The organism is Microcoleus sp. S13_C5, from assembly GCF_036700845.1.
Classification (GTDB): domain Bacteria; phylum Cyanobacteriota; class Cyanobacteriia; order Cyanobacteriales; family Microcoleaceae; genus Microcoleus.
This window is the reverse complement of sequence record NZ_JAUBPR010000021.1, coordinates 59300-78449: the sequence shown is the minus strand read 5'-3', so window position 1 is coordinate 78449 and position 19150 is coordinate 59300. Positions and strand designations below refer to the sequence as shown.

The 19150-nt window shown below is 46.4% G+C and carries 16 protein-coding genes; 11 read left to right on the top strand and 5 right to left on the bottom strand.

Going from position 1 to position 19150, the window contains the following annotated elements; genetic code table 11:
• Window positions 1-699: ATP-binding protein (locus tag QUA04_RS08815; RefSeq protein ID WP_333255788.1), on the bottom strand; the 699-nt coding region annotated here is incomplete at its 3' end.
• A gap of 159 nt (window positions 700-858) precedes the next feature.
• Between QUA04_RS08815 and QUA04_RS08810 the strand changes: the two genes are divergently transcribed.
• Window positions 859-1146 carry a hypothetical protein gene (locus tag QUA04_RS08810; protein ID WP_333255786.1) on the top strand — a complete coding sequence of 96 codons (288 nt, stop codon included), beginning with the start codon at window positions 859-861 and terminating at the stop codon, window positions 1144-1146.
• 75 nt (window positions 1147-1221) lie between these two features.
• Here the strand turns inward: QUA04_RS08810 and QUA04_RS08805 are convergent, their stop codons facing one another.
• The 3 genes from QUA04_RS08805 to lepA form a co-directional block, all read right to left on the bottom strand.
• On the bottom strand, window positions 1222-1626 hold the full coding sequence (locus QUA04_RS08805; RefSeq protein WP_333255784.1) for a transcriptional regulator: 405 nt from the start codon (window positions 1624-1626) through the stop codon (window positions 1222-1224).
• Window positions 1610-1909 (bottom strand): type II toxin-antitoxin system HigB family toxin, encoded by a 300-nt coding sequence (locus QUA04_RS08800; RefSeq protein WP_333255782.1) that lies wholly within the window; start codon window positions 1907-1909, stop codon window positions 1610-1612. Before QUA04_RS08800 ends, QUA04_RS08805 begins: the two co-directional genes overlap by 17 nt.
• Before the next feature lie 243 nt (window positions 1910-2152).
• The gene (lepA, locus tag QUA04_RS08795) at window positions 2153-3967 is read right to left on the bottom strand and encodes a translation elongation factor 4 (RefSeq protein WP_333188357.1); all 1815 of its coding nucleotides are present in this window, start codon (window positions 3965-3967) and stop codon (window positions 2153-2155) included.
• Between the two features lie 328 nt (window positions 3968-4295).
• On the opposite strand from lepA, the gene QUA04_RS08790 reads away from it, so the two are divergent.
• The 3 genes from QUA04_RS08790 (at window position 4296) to QUA04_RS08780 (ending at window position 8560) form a co-directional block, all read left to right on the top strand.
• Window positions 4296-4523: a type II toxin-antitoxin system CcdA family antitoxin gene (locus QUA04_RS08790; RefSeq protein WP_015176471.1), complete on the top strand. Its 228-nt coding sequence runs from the start codon at window positions 4296-4298 to the stop codon at window positions 4521-4523.
• 564 nt (window positions 4524-5087) lie between these two features.
• Window positions 5088-6983, top strand: coding sequence for an ATP-binding protein (locus tag QUA04_RS08785; protein WP_333255779.1), 1896 nt, complete (start codon window positions 5088-5090; stop codon window positions 6981-6983).
• 767 nt (window positions 6984-7750) lie between these two features.
• Window positions 7751-8560, top strand: a complete 810-nt coding sequence (locus tag QUA04_RS08780) for a GAF domain-containing protein (RefSeq protein ID WP_333255777.1) — start codon at window positions 7751-7753, stop codon at window positions 8558-8560.
• Window positions 8561-8867: 307 nt separating this feature from the next.
• Here the strand turns inward: QUA04_RS08780 and QUA04_RS08775 are convergent, their stop codons facing one another.
• Entirely contained in the window at window positions 8868-10406 is a 1539-nt protein-coding gene (locus QUA04_RS08775; RefSeq protein WP_333255775.1) for a PAS domain S-box protein, read from the bottom strand.
• A gap of 320 nt (window positions 10407-10726) precedes the next feature.
• Here QUA04_RS08775 and QUA04_RS08770 point away from each other — a divergent pair, with 320 nt between their 5' ends.
• The 7 genes from QUA04_RS08770 to QUA04_RS08740 all read left to right on the top strand — a co-directional run bounded on the left by QUA04_RS08770 (window position 10727) and on the right by QUA04_RS08740 (window position 19066).
• Window positions 10727-11377, top strand: coding sequence for a DUF3386 domain-containing protein (locus tag QUA04_RS08770; protein ID WP_333255773.1), 651 nt, complete (start codon window positions 10727-10729; stop codon window positions 11375-11377).
• A gap of 278 nt (window positions 11378-11655) precedes the next feature.
• On the top strand, window positions 11656-11892 hold the full coding sequence (locus QUA04_RS08765; RefSeq protein ID WP_006632519.1) for a NifU family protein: 237 nt from the start codon (window positions 11656-11658) through the stop codon (window positions 11890-11892).
• A 248-nt stretch (window positions 11893-12140) separates the two neighbouring features.
• The gene (locus QUA04_RS08760; RefSeq protein WP_333255771.1) at window positions 12141-14387 is read left to right on the top strand and encodes a glycoside hydrolase; all 2247 of its coding nucleotides are present in this window, start codon (window positions 12141-12143) and stop codon (window positions 14385-14387) included.
• A gap of 356 nt (window positions 14388-14743) precedes the next feature.
• Complete coding sequence (locus QUA04_RS08755) at window positions 14744-17311, top strand: PAS domain S-box protein (RefSeq protein WP_333255769.1); 2568 nt, start codon at window positions 14744-14746, stop codon at window positions 17309-17311.
• 363 nt (window positions 17312-17674) lie between these two features.
• Window positions 17675-18067: a response regulator gene (locus QUA04_RS08750; protein ID WP_006632522.1), complete on the top strand. Its 393-nt coding sequence runs from the start codon at window positions 17675-17677 to the stop codon at window positions 18065-18067.
• 461 nt (window positions 18068-18528) lie between these two features.
• Window positions 18529-18747: a hypothetical protein gene (locus QUA04_RS08745; RefSeq protein ID WP_333255767.1), complete on the top strand. Its 219-nt coding sequence runs from the start codon at window positions 18529-18531 to the stop codon at window positions 18745-18747.
• A 106-nt stretch (window positions 18748-18853) separates the two neighbouring features.
• Window positions 18854-19066 (top strand): hypothetical protein, encoded by a 213-nt coding sequence (locus QUA04_RS08740; RefSeq protein WP_333255765.1) that lies wholly within the window; start codon window positions 18854-18856, stop codon window positions 19064-19066.
• The last annotated feature ends 84 nt before the right edge of the window (window positions 19067-19150 follow it).

The following is a 19150-nucleotide window of genomic DNA, read 5'->3' as shown; positions in this document are numbered from 1 at the left end:
AATGGTTATTAAATGGGATCGAAAAATCAAAAATAAAGGCAATGCTATTTTATCCGGTTTAGCTGCGTAGCAGCTTAACTCAGTACCCTTTGCTTTCTCGATACCCGTTAATCTGCACAAAGCACCGTAAAAGTCATTTTCATCGTAAACATCTTCTAAGTTTAGGTAAATGGGTTTGCGAGGCTCACGGAGTTGATTTGGTGCTTCTCGGTAAATGGCTTGTAGCAGAGAACTTTTGCCGATCGCTCTTTCGCCAATGATTGCTACGCTACTGCCACTATTGAGCGTATCAAATACCGCTCTAATTTCCCGTTTTCTACCAAAGAAAAATTGCGGTTTGTCTATCCTGCCAGTTAGAGGAAAAAATGGATTATTGTATTTGATATTTGGTGGTTCTACTTCGGCGGTTGGATTGTCATTTGGTAAAGCTAATTGGGGCGATGGCGTTCCATTGGGTTCTCGAATTTCTTGCCAATCCAATCCTAAAGCCTTGCAAATTGCCACAAAATACTGGGGCTTGACACCCTTACAGTTGAAAAAATTATTAACTCTACCAAGACCGATGCCTGTCTGTGACTTTTTGCCCTCGCCTATCACAACACGATCGGCTAAGTCTTGGCGACTCCAGCCTTTGTCTGTGAGAGCTATTTGTGCTTTTTCGATTCCTGCCTGGGATGCTTTGAGCGTTGGTTGCGGCATAGCCAAATTAGAAACCTTTTAAGTATTATAGCGAGCGATCGCCAACCAAACGCATCCTAAACGCATACCAAACTCATACTAAGTGAAACCTATACACAGGCTGACTTTGAAGCTTTTCCCCTTTAAGATTAAAACATATCCAATAAGAAAGTAGCAATTATGAAAGCTAAACCAAATATGACACCTGCTAAACCCAAATCTACTAAAATGACTCGTAAAAACACTCCTCCTCAATCTCCCTCTCCTTTCCAGTATGTCTTCGCCACTGTTATCTTTTTTACCTTACTTTCTGGAGGAGTCTCTTTACGAATTAGTACCGAAGATCGGCCATCTCCCCAACAAGCTCGCATTTTTGAGACTTGCAATAGCACTTGGAATATGGGTGTGGGTGCGATTTTCGGACTTTTAAGTAGTAAGGTAGTTCAAGATAATGATGATGATGAGTAATCTCTGATAGTTTATTTGCAAAAGGGCGATCGCCCGACCTGTCCAAAAGTGCGAGCGCCCTTAATCTCACTTCCCTTAATTACAAAACAAACTAGGCTCTACATGAAAAAAACTCCCCAGAATCAATGCCAACTCTTTACCAATATCTCGATCGCCATTAACCACTTCATACACTCTTTTTTCAGAGCCAATAACTCCCACCAAGTCAGCAGGTTGTAACTCTCTTTGCTCCATCAAAAACAGCAGTATTGAATGAGGCGTTGCTGTGGTTCCTGGTGCGTAATATTCCTGCTCAAATTTTTCAATCAATGCAATCAGCAATTCATATAACTCATTTTCTTCAGGAGTTCGATCGCCCCGGTGCATTAACTCCTCCACCATAGCCAGAGCCTTCTCATTATCCGCTTCATTTCTAATTATTTTAGGCTGATACAGAGACAATAACTCTTTGTATTTATCTGGATTAAAAGTAAGGGTCATTTTTCCATTTCTCCTTATCATACTCAGCATGGGTGAGAATATATTTGATATAAATTAATTGGCTTTCATAATCAATACTAACTATTAATCGATAATTATTACCTTTGATATTAAAAATTGTAAACCCTCCAACAGCTTCGGCTTTAGGAAAAACAGATTGTACCTCAATTAAATTAGACCATTTAGCCTTGCTAGCAATTTTAAACCAGTTATCCAAAGCTTCCCCGCAATCAGCATGAGTTTCGCTGTATTCACGCACCCGTTTGTAGCTGATTATGTGCATCTACTATACGCAATTTAAACTAAGTTTGAGTTTAGCTCAACCAATTTCTTTGGTCAAGAGCGTGAAGCGCAGCTATCCCGTAGGGAATCGCCCTTAATCTGCAAAAGGTAGAATAGGCCGGAAAGCCTGTTCCTAGAACCCCATTTGTGGAACAGACCGGAAAGCCTGTTCCTAGAACCGACAAAAAAACAGACTCTTTGTGGAACAGGCATCTTGCCTGTTCCTGACAAAAAGCCACACAGATTACGAATCTCGATCGAGCTTCAGCACAGCCATAAAAGCCTCCTGCGGCACATCCACAGTACCCACAGACTTCATCCGCTTCTTACCCTTCGCCTGCTTTTGCAGCAACTTTTTCTTCCGCGAAATATCACCGCCGTAACACTTCGCCAACACATCTTTCCGCAAAGCCGGAATGTGCTCTGAAGCAATCACCTTCGCGCCAATTGTCGCTTGAATAGGAACCTTAAATTGATGGCGAGGAATCAACTCCTTGAGTTTTTCCGTCAACCCGCGGCCCACATTATAAGCCTTATCGCGGTGTACGATCATCGCCAAAGCGTCAACCGGATCGCCATTAATTAAAATGTCCATTTTCACTAACGGATTTTCGCGGTAGCCAATTATGTGATACTCCATGCTCGCATAACCGCGCGAGCGCGATTTCATCTGGTCAAAAAAGTCCGTCACCACCTCCGCCAAAGGCAACTCGTAAACCAGCGTAGTTCGGCCTTGACTCAGATACTTCATATCCATAAAAATGCCCCGCCGACTTTGAGACAGTTCCATCAGCGCGCCCACATAAGTTTCTGGCGACAGCATTTCTACCCGCACATAAGGTTCCTCAATTTTCTCCCGATACTGAGGATCGGGCAAGTGGCTGGGATTGTCAATTGTTAACACTTCCCCTTTAATTGTTGTGATTTGATAAACCACAGAAGGAGCCGTAACAATCAAATCCAAATTGTATTCTCTCTCCAGTCTTTCTTGCACAATTTCCATGTGCAGCAAACCCAAGAAACCGCAGCGGAAACCAAATCCCATCGCACTCGAAGTTTCCGGTTCGTAAGAAAGCGCCGCATCGTTGAGTTCGAGTTTTTCTAAAGCTTCCCGCAAATCTGGAAATTGGTCAGCATCGATCGGGAACAAGCCGCAAAAAACCATCGGCTTTGCCTCTGTATAACCCGGCCAAGGCTCCGGTGCAGGCTTTTTGACCAAAGTAATCGTATCGCCGACGCGAGCATCAGCTACGGCTTTAATTGCCGCGCCCAGATAACCAACTTCCCCGGCGTGCAGTTCGTCTACTTGAACTTGAGTCGGCGAAAGGATGCCCAATTCATCGATGACATATTCCTTACCCGAAACCATCAACAAAACTCGATCGCCTTTTTTGACACTTCCGTCCATCACCCGGAAATACACAATTACCCCGCGATAAGGGTCGTAATAACTATCAAAAATTAGCGCCCGCAGCGGTTTGTCCACAGTATCCTGCGGCGGCGGCACCAATTCGACGATCGACTCCAAAATTTCATCTATACCAATTCCTTCCTTAGCCGAAGCCTCAATCGCCCCGCTACAGTCGAGACCGATAATTTCTTCAATTTCCCCTTTTACCCGTTCCGGTTCTGCCCCCGGCAGGTCAATTTTATTTAAAACTGGAATAATTTCCAGATTGTTTCCCAAGGCAAGGTAGACATTTGCGAGGGTTTGTGCTTCTACGCCTTGAGATGCGTCTACCACCAGCAGCGCCCCTTCGCAAGCAGCGAGCGATCGCGACACCTCGTAAGAAAAGTCCACGTGTCCGGGAGTGTCGATCAGATTGAGCACGTACTCCTGACCGTCCTTGGCAGTGTAATTCATCCGAGCCGCTTGCAGCTTAATCGTAATGCCGCGTTCGCGTTCGAGATCCATATTGTCTAAAAACTGCTCCTTCATCTCCCGTGCCTGCACAGTCCCAGTCGCCTGCAACAGGCGATCGGCCAAGGTGGATTTTCCGTGGTCGATGTGAGCAATAATCGAAAAATTGCGAATGCGAGATACAGGGACGTTAGTCATGTTTTTTATCGAAAAGCTAATCGGCAAAGGATACTTTTTGTTGTATGATTACACAAGCAAGAGTAGAGTGCTTACTTCAACCTCTTACTGGGGATTGAGATGAAACCACAACTGAGGCAAACCTCAAGAGTATCAGTTATTACCCTTTCAAGTGTCCGAGCGAGCCCGGACACCCAAAAGGAAAAAACTTTTCTCTCTCTCATTGTACAGAAAGCGGTTAAGCGGTTGAGGAAAGGTGGGGTGCAAATCAGGGACTGCAAATATCTAGTCCAGTCGGTTGTCATCAAAAGAATTGAAACTTAAGAATTAAAACTAGGATTTTTTAACTATGAGCCAGTCAAGTATACCCTCCCACAGTTCGTCAGAAAAAGTGGAACTATCTATCCATATAGATTCTGAACTGCTAGACCAAATTAAGCACTTGACGAATGACCCCAGCAAAGTCATTGAAACAGCTATCAAGCAGTGGCTCAGAGGCGAGCGCCGCGAAGACGAGCTGGCTCTGAGTTTACGCCGCAACCCCCCAGTCCCGCCACGCGGTGAATGGAACGACTGAGGTGCTCTGGCCCCAGACGGCGCGCGCAAATCTGCAGGCTGTGAAATTTTGATCGAGCGGGCGATCTCCTGCAGATTTCGTGGCTAAAGCTACAAGTGGTGGACGAGTGAACTCGGCTAAATCACAACCTCGGAACTATTCTAGGTGAGGGAAAAAATGCGTGAGCCATTCCCTGACTAGAGTTGTTCGCAGCCTCATATTTTGGCGTAATTTTCACACTTGATAGTTAATCGGTGCAGATTCCTAATTTCTCAATATTAATTTTTATCTTTAAATGACCCAAAACGGCTGAGAACGAATAGTTTTGAGTTTTGAGTTGAGTTCTGAATTAAGAAATTAATATTTGATGAGTTCATTACTCACTCAAAAGTCAATAGTAGAAGCCTATGATTTTTGCAAATTGTGAGTTTTGAGCGATTAATGTTTTAATTAAAAAGCCAACAACTTTTTAATTGATTAATAATTCACAAATTAACAGTAGAAGCCCCAAACAATGGGGAGTATAGAGTCTTCTATGAAAAACTCAAGGCTCCAAAATCCGAACTACTTTCATCCCCTACTCTGATGGACTCTAATACAGATTTCCGGCGATCGAGCCTCGCCTCTACAGTTTTGTTTCAAGAGTTAGGGGCAGAATTAGTATTTACCCAAGACGCCTCTGGTCGATATCTATCTTTTTACTGGCAAAAAGCCGAGCAGTACAACCTTACAGCAGAACAAATTGTCGATCGCCCCCTCAGCGAAACCCTGCAACCCCTCCCCCCTGCGCCTTATCTCGATATCCTGCGCCGGTCGCTCGAAACCCTCGTACCGCAACGGTTCAGCTATCCATTTTGCCACGCCGGACAATATTTTCTCTTCGATTTGACACTCACTCCGGCGATCGACTCAAACGGCAAAGCTACAAAAGTCTTAGTTATGGGAAGGCTGCTGTCTGACAAACCCACAGACAGACGGCCCGACTCCCCAGAATTCATGCTCTATCGAGCTTTGCCATCCCCCTTGGATGCCCGCCAACAAATGTCGCTTCCAGCGAGCCGTATCCCCGGTCGATCGCTCCCTCCCTACTCGGAAATCGATCGTAAAATCATCTCCCAAATCGCTCAAAACCTCCACAAAACCCTCGATTTAGCCACCATTTGGCAGCAAACTGTTAACAGCTTGGGTCAAGTTTTGAACGCGAGTCGCTGCATCATCTGTTCCTACAAAAAAGACAGCGAAAATCTCGAAACTTCCCCCTTCCTTGCCTCGGAAAATCAGCAAAATTCGACCGCAGCAGCCGAATTACAACACTCAATAGCTAGCGACCCCTCGCCCCCGCTTTCCCCCGCTCAAATCGAAAATCTCCAATCGAAAACTTTTAAAGTAGTAGCTGAGTACCGCCAAGAAGCTTACTCTTCTATGCTGGGATTAGAACTGCGCGCAGCCGAACAACCAGGGTGGATTCAAACTTTAGCCACCTTAAAACCAGTAGCAGTCGATTACGCCTCCCCCGCCGCCGATCCCTTCCACCGCCATTCCGTGCTCGTAGCAGCTACCTCCTATGAAGACCAACCCAATGCACTGATATGTTTGCACCGCTGCGGCAATTCCCCGAAATGGAGTCCTGTCGAACTCGAATTCGCCCGCGAGTTAGTCGCTCAAGTCGGCAGTGCGATCGCCCACGCTACACTTTACCAAGAATTAGAACAGGCCCGCGCCGAAGCCGTGGCTCTTTCCCAACTTAAAAGTCAATTTCTTGCTAATACTTCTCACGAACTCCGCACCCCCCTCAACGGCATCCTCGGCTTCCTAAAACTGCTTATGGACGGCATGGCAGATGACCCCGAAGAAGCGCACCAATTTATCGAAGAAGCTTACCGATCAGCAGTACATTTGTTCAATGTGATTAACGATATTTTGGATATCGCTAAAATAGAAGCTGGCAAAATGGAGTTAGACCTCGCTCCCGTCAAACTCGGCGAACTGTTGCAGCAAGTTGAGAATTTTACGCGGGTTCAAGTTGAGCAAAAACGATTGCAATTTCAAATCCAAAAACCCCCTGTCGAGGACGAGATTATTGTGTACGGCAACTACCAACGCTTGCTTCAGGTAATCTTGAACCTCACGGGAAATGCGATTAAATTTACCGGGGAAGGGGGAATTCGCATCAGTGCCGAAATTATTAAGAAAAAGGTGACTGTTCACAACCAGCAGTTCCCCGGGATGGTGAAAATCCGAGTTGCTGATACTGGCATTGGCGTTTCTCTCGACAAGCAGGATAAATTATTTGAGTCATTTTTTCAGGTGGACGGCGCTCGTACTAGGCAATACGGCGGCACCGGTTTGGGATTGGCTATTTCTCAAAAATTGGTAGAAACAATGGGGGGTACAGTAAATTTTTACAGTATGGGGGAAGGGCTGGGAGCGACTGTTACTTTTACTGTGCCGCTTTATCAAGAACCACTATTTAAAAATTAATCATCCGTAATTGATCATCAGTAATTGGTCATCGGGACGTTGAAGCAATCAGGAATCAGGAATCAGCAAAAATTAAGAAGCAAGAGGGAATCAGGAAGCAGAAAAAAAACTGCTAGAGCGGTTATCAACTTTCGTGAGGTACTCGCTAGCTTTCTTACCAATTACCCATTACCAAACTGTACCTTACTCACTTAAAAATTGCTATATTCCTGTATCCGTGAGTTCCGTTTCGTGAATAAAAGTCATCGATTATTGGTAATTATCCTCTAAACACAGTTCGATCGCCCACCCGCGTATCAATTTTGACTTTTCTCCGTCGCCAAGCTCCCTCCTTGGGAATTTTGGACTCATATTGATCACCCACGCCCGTTCGGAGTCCCAGCCAGAATTGACATAATTCAAATCCGGGGGATACGGATAACAGCTCATCTTTAATCTGTCGGCTGGCAGCTCATACCTCCTAGTAAACCCCCACAAACCGCCAACTTTACAAGAACTTAATGTCTACTTTTAGCACTGATTCAGCTTCCCAATCCCCTACTGTAAAGGATTTTTAAGAAAACAGGACGCTCACCCTTCTATCTGAAAATCATAAAGATCTTGTAAAGATACCGCAACTACTTAGTAATGTTTGACGACCTGTGGCAATATTTAAGTAGAATTACGTAATTCATAAGTCGGACAGTGGCAGGCTGGCAAATTCAGTAACTCCCTGCTCTGTTGCCGGAGTGGTAAACTTTTGCCAGTCTAGTAGAAAAAGGGTTGCTATGAATCAGCCAATATCAGCTCAATCGCAAAAGCTTTTACTCCAAATTGGCAGAAATATTCGTCGAACATTAGATCTCAATACCATCTGGCAGCAAACAGTTAACAGTCTGGGAGAAACACTAGGCGTCAGCCGCTGTATCATTTGTCCCTATGAAAGTTCTAGCCTGCAAGTCAAAGTAGCTGCTGAATACTGCCAAGAACCATTTTTACCGATGCTGGGAATGGAAATCTCGCTCACAGCAGCACCTCATTTCCTTCAAGCTCTAGCTACCCTCGAACCGGTGGTAGTAGACTCCTTTGCAGCCAATGACCCTTTTGGTCCACAGTCGCTGCTAGTGGTGGCTACCGCTTATCAAGAGCAGCCTAACGGCATAATTAGCTTGCATCAGTGCAAGGGTCGATCGTCGGGAAAGGGTAAGACCGATCGACCTTGGACTCAATGCCAGATCGAATTCGCACAAGAACTTGCCGAGCAAGTAGGAAGTGCGATCGCCCTCGCCACCCTCTACCAAGAGCGCAGCAAGCGAGTACAAGGACTATCCCAGCTCAAAAAGCAATTTTTGTTGAAGGCGTCCCACGAGCTCCGCACTCCCCTAAATCACATCATCGGCTATCTACAACTAACCATAGACGACCAAGCTGACGATCCCATAGAGGAGAGAGATTTTATTCAAGAAGCTCACCGTTCGGCTATCCACCTTTCTCAGGTAATTTCCAATATCTTAGATTACATTGAGTTAAGTGAAGCTTGCCAAACTCACGCAGAGTTAGCCACTCTTAGGAATCAGGAGAAATCTGGGCATCAGTAAACCTTCGAGTGGCGTATTTAACAAGTCTAATATTTACCGTGCCAACAAGTTTTACCCCTAAAAAATCTGACACTTTATCGATAGATTGCCTCAATAAATTCGGTAGCTAGTTCATCAATTATTTTTAGGGAATTATAGTTTTACACTGTACAGTATAGCAACTACTACACGTAGTAGTTCAGTGTATTTATCATATAATGTCCGCTCGAACGACTCCCATCAAATAGGTTATTTGACCGGAAATGATATTGCAAGCATAAGATTACACTTCCGTACTTTTAATGCTTTTAACTTGTGCTTGATAGAATTACCCACCGCCCTTTTTTTTCGGAGTTTTTGGAGGGCTGACATAGCGCGCCCAAAAAGGTTCCTCCATATCTTTCATCGCTGCTAGTTTTTGGCGCTCTTCCTCTATCCGCTTGCGTTCTGAAAGATCAGAAAATATGTTGATGCTGCCGACAGTCTGGCCGCCCGCATCTCGCACGCGTGCGGCCCAAAGCCAAACATCGATCGAACTACCGTCTTTTTTCAACAAAGATATTTCCAAACCGTTTTGCGGTTTGCCATTAGACGCAGACTTTAGCAGCGCGTAAAAATCTTGCTTTTGGCCTTCAGGAATATTCGGTAAAGGTTTCCCTAAAACCTCAGCCGCAGTCCAGCCAAAAAGTTGTTCGGCGGCGCGGTTCCAAACAACGGTATTGCCGTCATTGCTGGTACAGTTAATCGCCAGCGGCGCCGATGCTATCTGGGCTTGCAAAACTTGGTTAACGAGTTGCAGTTTCAATTCTACTTGCTTGCGATCGGTAATTTCCTGACAAGCGCCCCACAAACGGACAACCCGTTCAGCAGTTTTGTCCCACACCACTTGCCAGTAGTCCCGCACCCAGCGCACCTCGCCTTTTTGATTAATAATGCGATACTCATTAGCTCCCGTGCGGCTGAAAGTACAGCCTTCTAATTGTTTAATTAACATTTCCCTGTCGTCGGGATGAACGAGTTCGGAGTTCCACCAACCAAACGATTCTAATTCTTCAGGAACGATCCCGGTGCAGCGCTCAAAAGCTTCTGTCGCCCACTCGCAGGCGAACTTGCCGTCTGGCAGTCCCTTAAAAGAATAAGCAAAATCCGAAGTAATTTGCGACATAACTCTGTAGTGGAGTTCCGACTCTCGCACTGCGATTTCGGCTTGCTTTCGTTCACCTATTTCCCGCGAATTAATTATAATTCCCTGCACGCTAGAATCGTAAAGCAAACTGTTACCTATAGACTCCATGTATATCCAAGAACCGTCAGCGTGGCGTTTTCGATATTCGATTGCCCCCCCAATTCCGGGAGATTCTAACAACTTACCAAAATACGTCTGCCAAGCCAGCAAATCGTCTGGATGGATTAACTCGCCGTGAAATTTGCCAATTCTTTCTTCTGGGTTGTAACCCAAAAGCCGCTGTAGAGCTCCGCTGTGGTATCTAACTCGCCCGTCGGAGCCAACAATGCTAATTAGATCTGGAGAATTACGCAGCATAGCTTGCAGTTTTGCTTCACTTTTAGTTAATGCTTGAGTGTCCCTACGATGCTGGCTGATTTGTTTTTCCAACTGCTCCCGTAGCTGTCTGATTTGCCCTACTTGCTGGGCTACAGTGCGTTCCAAGAGGCGATTATTTTTTTCAATTTCAACCAGCTTTGCCGCGTTATTTGTCGCGCTTTCAAACAAGCGGCTGCCTGCCATTTCCTGTAGAGAATTTGATAAATCTTCCAAAATTTTTGTGAAAATTGCCTGTTGCGGGTGTGGCAATTCCCTAGCTTGTTCCTGCAATGTTTCTAAGTGTTTGTAGACAGTTTCTAGCATTTTATTAAGGGGGGAATCTAATAGTTGCCTGCGGGTGCAACCCCTAAAAAGCGGACACAAGTTTTTTCAACATAACCCATAACTAAGACTGGTGTCTGGCGATCGACCCATCGCGCTCTCAATAACCAGGCATTTTGGGACTTTATTTTCAAATCATAGCAACCGATAGAGAAAGTAAATTCTTGTTGCGCCCTAATTGCCAGCCCAGCAGCACCCCCAAAAAGTGCTCGCCAGGAGTGCGGGTAACTCCCCTACCCAGTGAATGTGGGGCTTCTCGCGGTTAAGCTAAACTAGATGGGTGTCAAGAGAAAGAGGGATTTATGACAGAGCAAGCCAACGCTCGCGATTTGTTTCGCGCTGCTTACGAACACCGCTATACCTGGGATGCCAATTTTCCCGGTTACAGTGCGGATATTGAACTCAAACAGGGCGACGAAGTATATACGGGTCATGTTTCCATCAAACCCGACATGAGCGTGGAAGTCAGCGGCATTGAAGATGAGGAAGTGCAGCAAAGCGTCTACACCCAAATGCGCGATATTGTCACCCACCGCAAACGATCGACATTTGAAAAATCTCACGGCAAAAATAGCTTCACCCTGGGCGAGAAGGACAGCACCGACGCTGTGGACATCTTGGTGCAAGGCGACTCAATGGGCTCGAATTATAAAATCCGAGGCCTCTCAATTTGTCAAGTCAGCCGGGTGATGGGCCGCATGGCTTTCGTAATTGACACGCACAAAAGCTTAGAAACACCCGAAGGTTCTTTGGCGACTCACTATGATGCCGTTTTCCGCAACCCACAAACAAACGAAATCATCAGAGAACTCGAATTTGAAGATACCTTTGAGAAGATAGGTGACTATTATGTCATGACCAAGCAAGTAGTTCGAGCAAAAGAAAAAGGTCAACTGACAACAACCGAGTTCAACTACTCCAACGTCAAACTGCTAGAACCAGCAGTAGTGTAGCGCCCTCAAAAACCCGATTTCTTAAATAAAAGGGTTTTTTTGGTTAACGTATCAGAATCAACTTGATTTGGCGGCAAGTAACGCTACGATCGAACGAGAGAGCAAACTCAGATCGAGCATCAGCGTGACAGAAACCGGGTTTCCTGCCACGGACTCACCTGAGTGCCTAAGTATTTTATCAAAAACCCGGTTTCTTAAATCTCGCGCGGGTTGAGAATGCTGTCCTTGAGTCAAATCGAACTTTCATCAACTGCAAAAAATCATCACAGAGGAGAAATATGACACTAGCACTAACCAGAGATAACGTCGAAACAGTTCTCGATGAAATGCGCCCCTACCTGATATCCGACGGTGGCAACGTCGAACTGGTAGAAATTGACGGCCCAGTGGTACACCTGAGACTGCAAGGAGCTTGTGGCTCTTGCCCGAGTTCCACAATGACTCTGAGAATGGGCATTGAACGTCGCCTGCGCGAGGCTATCCCAGAAATTGCCGAAGTCGAACAGGTAATGTAATTAGTCAGTTGGCAATTGGCAGTTGGCAGTTGACGGTTGACGGTTGACAGTTGACTGTTGACTGTTACCAATTACCAGTTGACGTTTGACAGTTGACTGTTGACTGTTACCAATTACCAGTTGACGGTTGACTGTTGACTGTTACCAATTACCAATTACCAATTTTAATTGCCAATTACCAATTACCAAATTTAATTACCAATTACCAATTACCAATTACCAAATTCAATTACCAATTACTAAATTCAATGTCTCACCCCCTTTATGTAGCCTTCATTTGGCACCAACACCAACCGCTCTACAAATCCCGAGTATCAGCTAGCGCAGGATCAGCCCAGTACCGACTGCCTTGGGTGCGCTTGCACGGAGTCAAAGACTACTTGGATTTAGTGCTAATGCTGGCAAAATATCCCAACCTGCATCAAACTGTAAACTTGGTTCCTTCCTTGATTTTGCAGATAGAAGACTGCATCGCAGACAGAGCATTAGACCCTTACTTGGCGGTCACATTAAAGCCAGCAGAAACTTTAAACATCGAAGAACAAGAGTTCATTTTAGAACACTTCTTTGACGCCAATTACCACACCCTGATTCAGCCACACCCCCGCTACGCTCAACTCTACACTCAGCGGCAGGAAAAAGGCATTCAGTGGTGTTTGGAAAACTGGAAATTGCAGGATTTTAGCGACTTGCTGGCCTGGCATAATTTAGCTTGGATTGACCCGCTGTTTTGGGACGACCCCGAGATTGCAGGGTGGCTGAAACAAGGACAAAATTTTAGTTTGGTAGACCGAAAAAACATCTACTCAAAACAAAAAGAAATCCTCGCTCGCATCATTCCCCAGCACCGTAAAATGCAAGCTGAGGGACAGTTGGAAGTCTCCACAACCCCCTACACCCACCCGATTTTACCGCTGCTTGCCGACACTAATGGCGGCCGCATAGCTATTCCAAACATGACGCTGCCACAACACAGGTTTCAGTGGGAAGAAGATATTCCCCGACACCTGAGAAAATCCTGGGAAATGTATCAAGACCGGTTTGATTGCCAACCGCGCGGTTTGTGGCCGTCGGAACAAGCAGTCAGCCCGGAAATTTTGCCCTACATTGCCAAACAAGGCTTTAAATGGATAGTCTCGGACGAAGCAGTATTGGGGTGGACAATTAAACACTTTTTCAACCGCGATGCGACAGGGAATGTCTACGAACCAGAATTCTTATATCGCCCTTACCGTTTAGAAACTCCTGACGGCGATTTAGCCATAGTATTTAGAGACCACAGATTGTCCGATTTGATCGGGTTTACCTACGGTTCGATGGAACCGGAAAAAGCAGCATCAGATTTAGTGGGACACTTAGAAGCGATCGGCAGAACTCTCAAACACCGACAGTCCGACGGCCAAACCGCTTTAGAAAATCCCTGGTTAGTTACGATCGCCCTAGACGGCGAAAATTGCTGGGAATTCTATCCCCAAGACGGCAAACCGTTCTTAGAATCCCTCTATCAAACTCTCAGCGACAATCCAGATATCAAATTAGTCACAGTCTCAGAATTTCTCGACAAATTCCCAGCAACCGAAACAATTCCCGCAGCCCAACTGCACACCGGTTCCTGGGTGGACGGTTCTCTCACAACTTGGATCGGCGATCCCGCGAAAAATCGCGCTTGGGACATATTAGGGCCCGCGAGACAAATGCTGGCAAACCATCCAGAGGCCACAGAAGAAAGCAACCCAGAAGCTTGGGAAGCGCTTTATGCTGCCGAAGGTTCCGATTGGTTCTGGTGGTTTGGTGAGGGCCACACGTCGAACCAAGATGCCATGTTCGACCAGCTATTTCGGGAACACGTAGCGGGAATTTACGAAGCTCTCGGCGAGCCCGTACCGCCGGAAGTGCGGCGACAAGTAGAGGTGCACGAGGTTCAAGGCGACCACCTGCCGCTGAGCTTTATTCACCCGGTGATTGACGGTATCGGCAACGAACAGGATTGGGACAAAGCCGGCCGGATTGAAGTTGGGGGAGCAAGGGGTACGATGCACCGGAGTTCTGCAATTCAGCGCCTTTGGTACGGGGTTGACCACTTGAATTTTTACATTCGTGCCGACTTCAAGGTAGGGGTGCGGCCGGGAATTGATTGCCCGCAGCAGTTAAATTTGTTCTGGTTTTATCCCGATCGCACCATGCACAACAGTCTGATTCCGCTGTCGGGTTTGCCTGACGAAGCACCGCTAAACTATCGATACCACCATCAGTTAGAGATTAATTTGCTGACGAAATCGATTTGGTTTCAGGAAGCAGAAGAGGGGGATCAGTGGCAGCCCCGCATTAGCCGCGCCCAAGTGGGAGTGGATAAATGTTTGGAGGTAGCAGTACCCTGGGCGGATTTGCAGATTATGCCCGACTGGCAGGTGAGGCTGATTGCGGTTTTATCGGATGGGAGTCGTTACTCTAGCTGTATGCCGGAAGATGCTTTGATTCCGATCGGAATGCCGTAAAGAGTCATTAGTCATTAGTCATTAGTCATTAGGCTGTAGGGGCGGGTTGCACCAGCAAAATAGAACTGACAACCCAAATAAATATAAACCTGCCCCCTGAATTAGTCATTAGTCATTTTTTGAACCAACAAACAATTAAATAATTATCAAATTATATTACATTGGGGCTTCAACTCTGGCTGCCTAGTGCCTTGATCATTTCGATTGCGTCCGCTCGATATAAGGCTATAAAATTTGTTTGTAGTGAGGGCTTGATTCCTCATATAAAAGATGACTTAAGTCCTGACTACCAAACATATAATAATGGTTAATTTACCAGACATCATATCATTAGTCATGGGGAAATCAACAAACTAATGAGCCGCATTTTACTCTTAGTCGATCGCCACCAACAACCTAATTTGCCGATCGCCCACCTCAACACCGAGCATGAGGTGATCGTACTCGATCGCGCTTTAGATCCCTACTCCGAATTTCCCTTTCCCCAAATCGCTTTTGACTTATGCATTCTCGACGAGGCAAATTTTGATCGCATCGGGCCGCTGGTAGAATCATTAAAAACTGCCGCCGAGCCGATATTTTTACCGTTCTTGCTTGTTAGTAAATCCCAAACGCCTGGTCTTTCTGAGCAGCCATTTTCGCTGCTGGCAAAACAACTCGAACGCAGAATAGACGATTTGATAGTAAGTCCCGTCGAACCCACCCAACTGCACTTGCGGGTAGAGAATTTGTTGGCCCGCAGGTGGCAGTCGCTAGAAATCCACAGACTTCAGGAAGTAATTAAAGAACAGACTTTTAGAGAAAGTTTGTTAAAAGACTCGCTGCAAACGGCAAACGAAAACCTGCAACGGGAAATCGCCAAACGGGCCGAGGTAGAAACTGCAGTGCGAGAAAATTCTTATCTCGACTCGCTGATAAATGCCATGCCAGATATTGTCTGCTTCAAAGATGGCGAGGGCAGGTGGCAGGAGGCAAATCGAGCGATATTGGAAGTGTTCGAGTTAGAAAAAATAGACTACCGCGGCCTCAAAGATTCTCAGCTAGGAGAACTCAGCAGTTTTTACCGCGAGGCGTTACAGACGTGCGAGGTGAGCGATCGAGAAGCGTGGGAAAAAGGTGAGCTTTCTAGGGGAGAAGAAGTGATTCTCCGCTCAAACGGTACTGTGAAAATCTACGACGTGATTAAAGTACCCGTATTTCACCCCGACGGCAGACGCAAAAGTATAGTGATTTTGGGTCGCGACATTACCGAACACAAGCAAACTAGAGACGAACTCGTGCGCTTGGCGTCGATTGTCGAGTCTTCCGACGACGGTATCGTCGGCAAAACCCTCGCCGGGACAATTCAGAGCTGGAATGCAGGCGCCGAGAAGATTTACGGCTACTGTGCCGCGGAAATCAAGGGGCAGTCGATCGAGATTTTAGCCATACCCGAACGTCCCAAGGAAATGCCTCAAATATTGGAAAATATTAGGGCAGGAGCCAGCATCGACCATTACGAAACCGTACACTTGCGGAAAGACGGTCAACAGATAGATGTCTCCCTGACGATTTCTCCGATTAAAGACGCTACTGGAGCGGTAACGGGCGTTTCGACAATCTCTCGCGACATCAGCGACAGCAAGCGAGTCGAAAAAGCCTTTGAACAACTCCGCCACCAAACAGAAATGATTTTGTTCTCTGCAGGAGAAGGAATTTGCGGGTTGAACAAAGAGGGAAAAGTAACTTTTGTCAATCCTGCGGCGGTGAGAATGGCTGGGTGTGAATCGAAGCAATTGATCGATCGACCGCTCTATGAAAGCTTACACCGTGCACAGGAAGAATGCTCAAAGGCGATCGAGCAACTCTCACCTGCAACAGACATCAATTCAGAGTCTGAACTTGTCCCACACTGCGCCGCACCGCAGGCGGGCAAACGGCTGCCGAACCGGGTAAGTTCTCAAATTTTAGCCACCTTGGAAGACGGAGAGGCGCGGCGCGTCACCGATGAGATTTTTTGGCGGCGAGACGGGAGCAGTTTTCCGGTTGAGTACGTTGTCGCTCCGATGCGAGAACAAGGCGAAATTATAGGAGCTGTGGTGACTTTTAAAGATATCACGGAGCGGCTTGCCGTCGAGCGCATGAAAGATGAATTCATCTCTGTTGTCAGCCACGAACTGCGGACACCCATGACCTCAATTCACGGTGCTCTGGGCCTCCTCAACAGCGGCCTGCTGGACGCTTATCCCCAGAAAGCTAAGCGGATGCTGGAGATTGCTGTTACTAACACTGAGCGTTTGGTGCGCTTGGTCAACGACATCCTAGATTTAGAGCGGATGGAGTCGAGTTACAGCACTGCCGTCAAACAAACTTGCAATGTGGCTGAGCTGATGTTGCAGGCGGCTGACGAGATGCAGGGAATGGCTCAGCAGGCGGGAGTTACTCTGTCGGTGAAGCCTGTGGGGGCGCAATTGCAAGCTGTTCCCGATCGGCTAATTCAAGCATTTACAAATTTACTCAGTAATGCTATAAAATTTTCTCCCTCCGGCGCTACGGTTGGGCTGAGCGGGGAGTTGACCCACAATCCGGATGTGCCAGAAAAAGCAGGGCACAAGCCAGTGTCGTCCCCCTCTTTGTTGTCTCCTGAGCCTGCCGCCGCCCATCCGCACTTGTCAGTCCCGAGCTCGTGGTACATCGTGATTGCTGTGAAAGACCAAGGGCGGGGTATTCCGGCAGACAAACTGGAGATGGTCTTTGAACGCTTTCAACAAGTTGATGCTTCTGATTCTCGCCAGAAAGGAGGTACTGGTTTGGGGCTGGCTATTTGTCGCAGTATCGTGCAGCAGCACGGGGGCCGGATGTGGGTGGAAAGCGTTTTGGGGGAAGGCAGCACTTTTTTCTTAACTCTGCCAGTTTTAAGGGAAGGGCTTGCAACTGAAAGTTAATTTCTACTCAGGTGTACCCAAAGTTACTGATTTTCTGAAGATTGTTTGATCGAGTCATCGACCAACAATCTCAGCCTTTTATGCCGTTCGGGGACTGCGGGCAAAAATCGCGATTTGAGGTCGAAAAATGGCTTTTTTTTGGGGGTAAAATTTTACAGCAACCGCGCCCGAGGGTTAGGATGTTCTTAATTGTTGAAACCCAGGGGGTCTATTACAACGGAGGTCTTCTTTATTCCTTCTTTCTTCAACATCTGCTATACAGTTTTGAAAATTTACTGTAAAGTCCGATCGGGTAAGATAATTTGCTTTACAAAATATTCACATTTCGCCTCTAATCTGTGATCAGTTCTCATTCCTAAAAAAATGTTAATTTTGACTGCCAAGCGCATCTTGGTTATTGACGATGCGGAAGATATTCGGGAAGTGGCTCAAGTCAGTCTTGAGGTGGTGGGGGGCTGGGAAGTCCTGACAGCGAGTTCGGGCCGCGAGGGTGTTGCTAAGGCTCTTGCCGAACAGCCTGATGCTATTCTATTGGACGTGATGATGCCCGACCAAGACGGGCCTACTACTTTTCTACAGTTACAAGCTAATAAGGCTACGCAGCACATCCCGGTAATTTTATTGACAGCTAAGGCTCTAGCTGGGGACAGGCGGATGTTCGCGGATTTGGGGGTGGTGAGCGTGATTGCTAAGCCTTTTGAACCGATGTTTTTAGCAGCTCAGGTCGCTGAGGCTTTGGGCTGGGAGCAAGAATAGATCGATCGCGCGCCTTGAATTTTGCAGCTTTTCAAGCAGTAGTTTTGCAGGCAAAGAGAACTAAAAAAACTTAGTTTCTTTGGTATGGTTCCTTAGATCCAATCGGGGCGATCGGACAGGATATATGTAGCGACTTAGACGCCGTGCCTCTCGTGCTGTCAGCTTAAGACTAAAAACCTCAGTCCGCTATCAGTTTCAACCCTGTCGGTCTTGGGGTGAAATTGATACGAATTAGGATGCCTAAATCCCTATTGGTAGTGCGTTCATTTAACCGAATTCGGCCTCAGCCATGAACTCAGTATTCCTACTGGTTTATCGGGAAAATATAAGCTGGCAGGATTATTTTACTTTTTGTAACAACTGGCTCGTCTTCATAAGTTCTTCAGGTTTTAGTTTTAAGTTTAAGCACATGGTCAGGGATCGCTCTTGACTGTTGGCAGACACATTGGGAGAAGACGACTATGCCCTCAGCTTACATTTTGCTACTAATAGTTTCTCTGGCAGCAGTCTGGGTTTACTGGCAAACCTCCCAAGATATTTTTGTTCTTGTGGCTTGGGCTGGGCTGGGTTGTTTTATTTGGGGTTTCTCTTGGGCTCCTTGGAGCGTTCAGCTTTTGATTGTGGTGTTACTGTTTGGCCTCCAAAAGTGCTACTTGCGCGACGCTCAAAGCTGTGAGTGAAAGAAATTTTTTATTTTTGTGCCTGGAATTGAGATGTGCAGGCATTCGTGAATCTCTCTAATGATTGGGTTATCGCTCCATATCTTCAAAAAAGGTTTAAAATATCATGAATAGTTGCCCTTGTTGCTCCTCTAAATTGCTCCGCCACGCTCGCCACAATCGCGTTTATTGGTTCTGCTCGCACTGCTGGCAGGAAATGCCCGATCTGTCGGAGATGATTTTACTTAATAGGGCGCGGACTCACAAACGCGACGGTTTGGTGAAACATCCGGCTTTGACTCCTAAATTGAGGATTTTTGAGTCTGTAGAAATTGCTTAGTTTGCTGGAGTTAGTCTCGCGATAAATATTGAGACGGAAAAGATTTTTGATTGTGCCATCTGTGGGATTTTTTGATAAAAAATG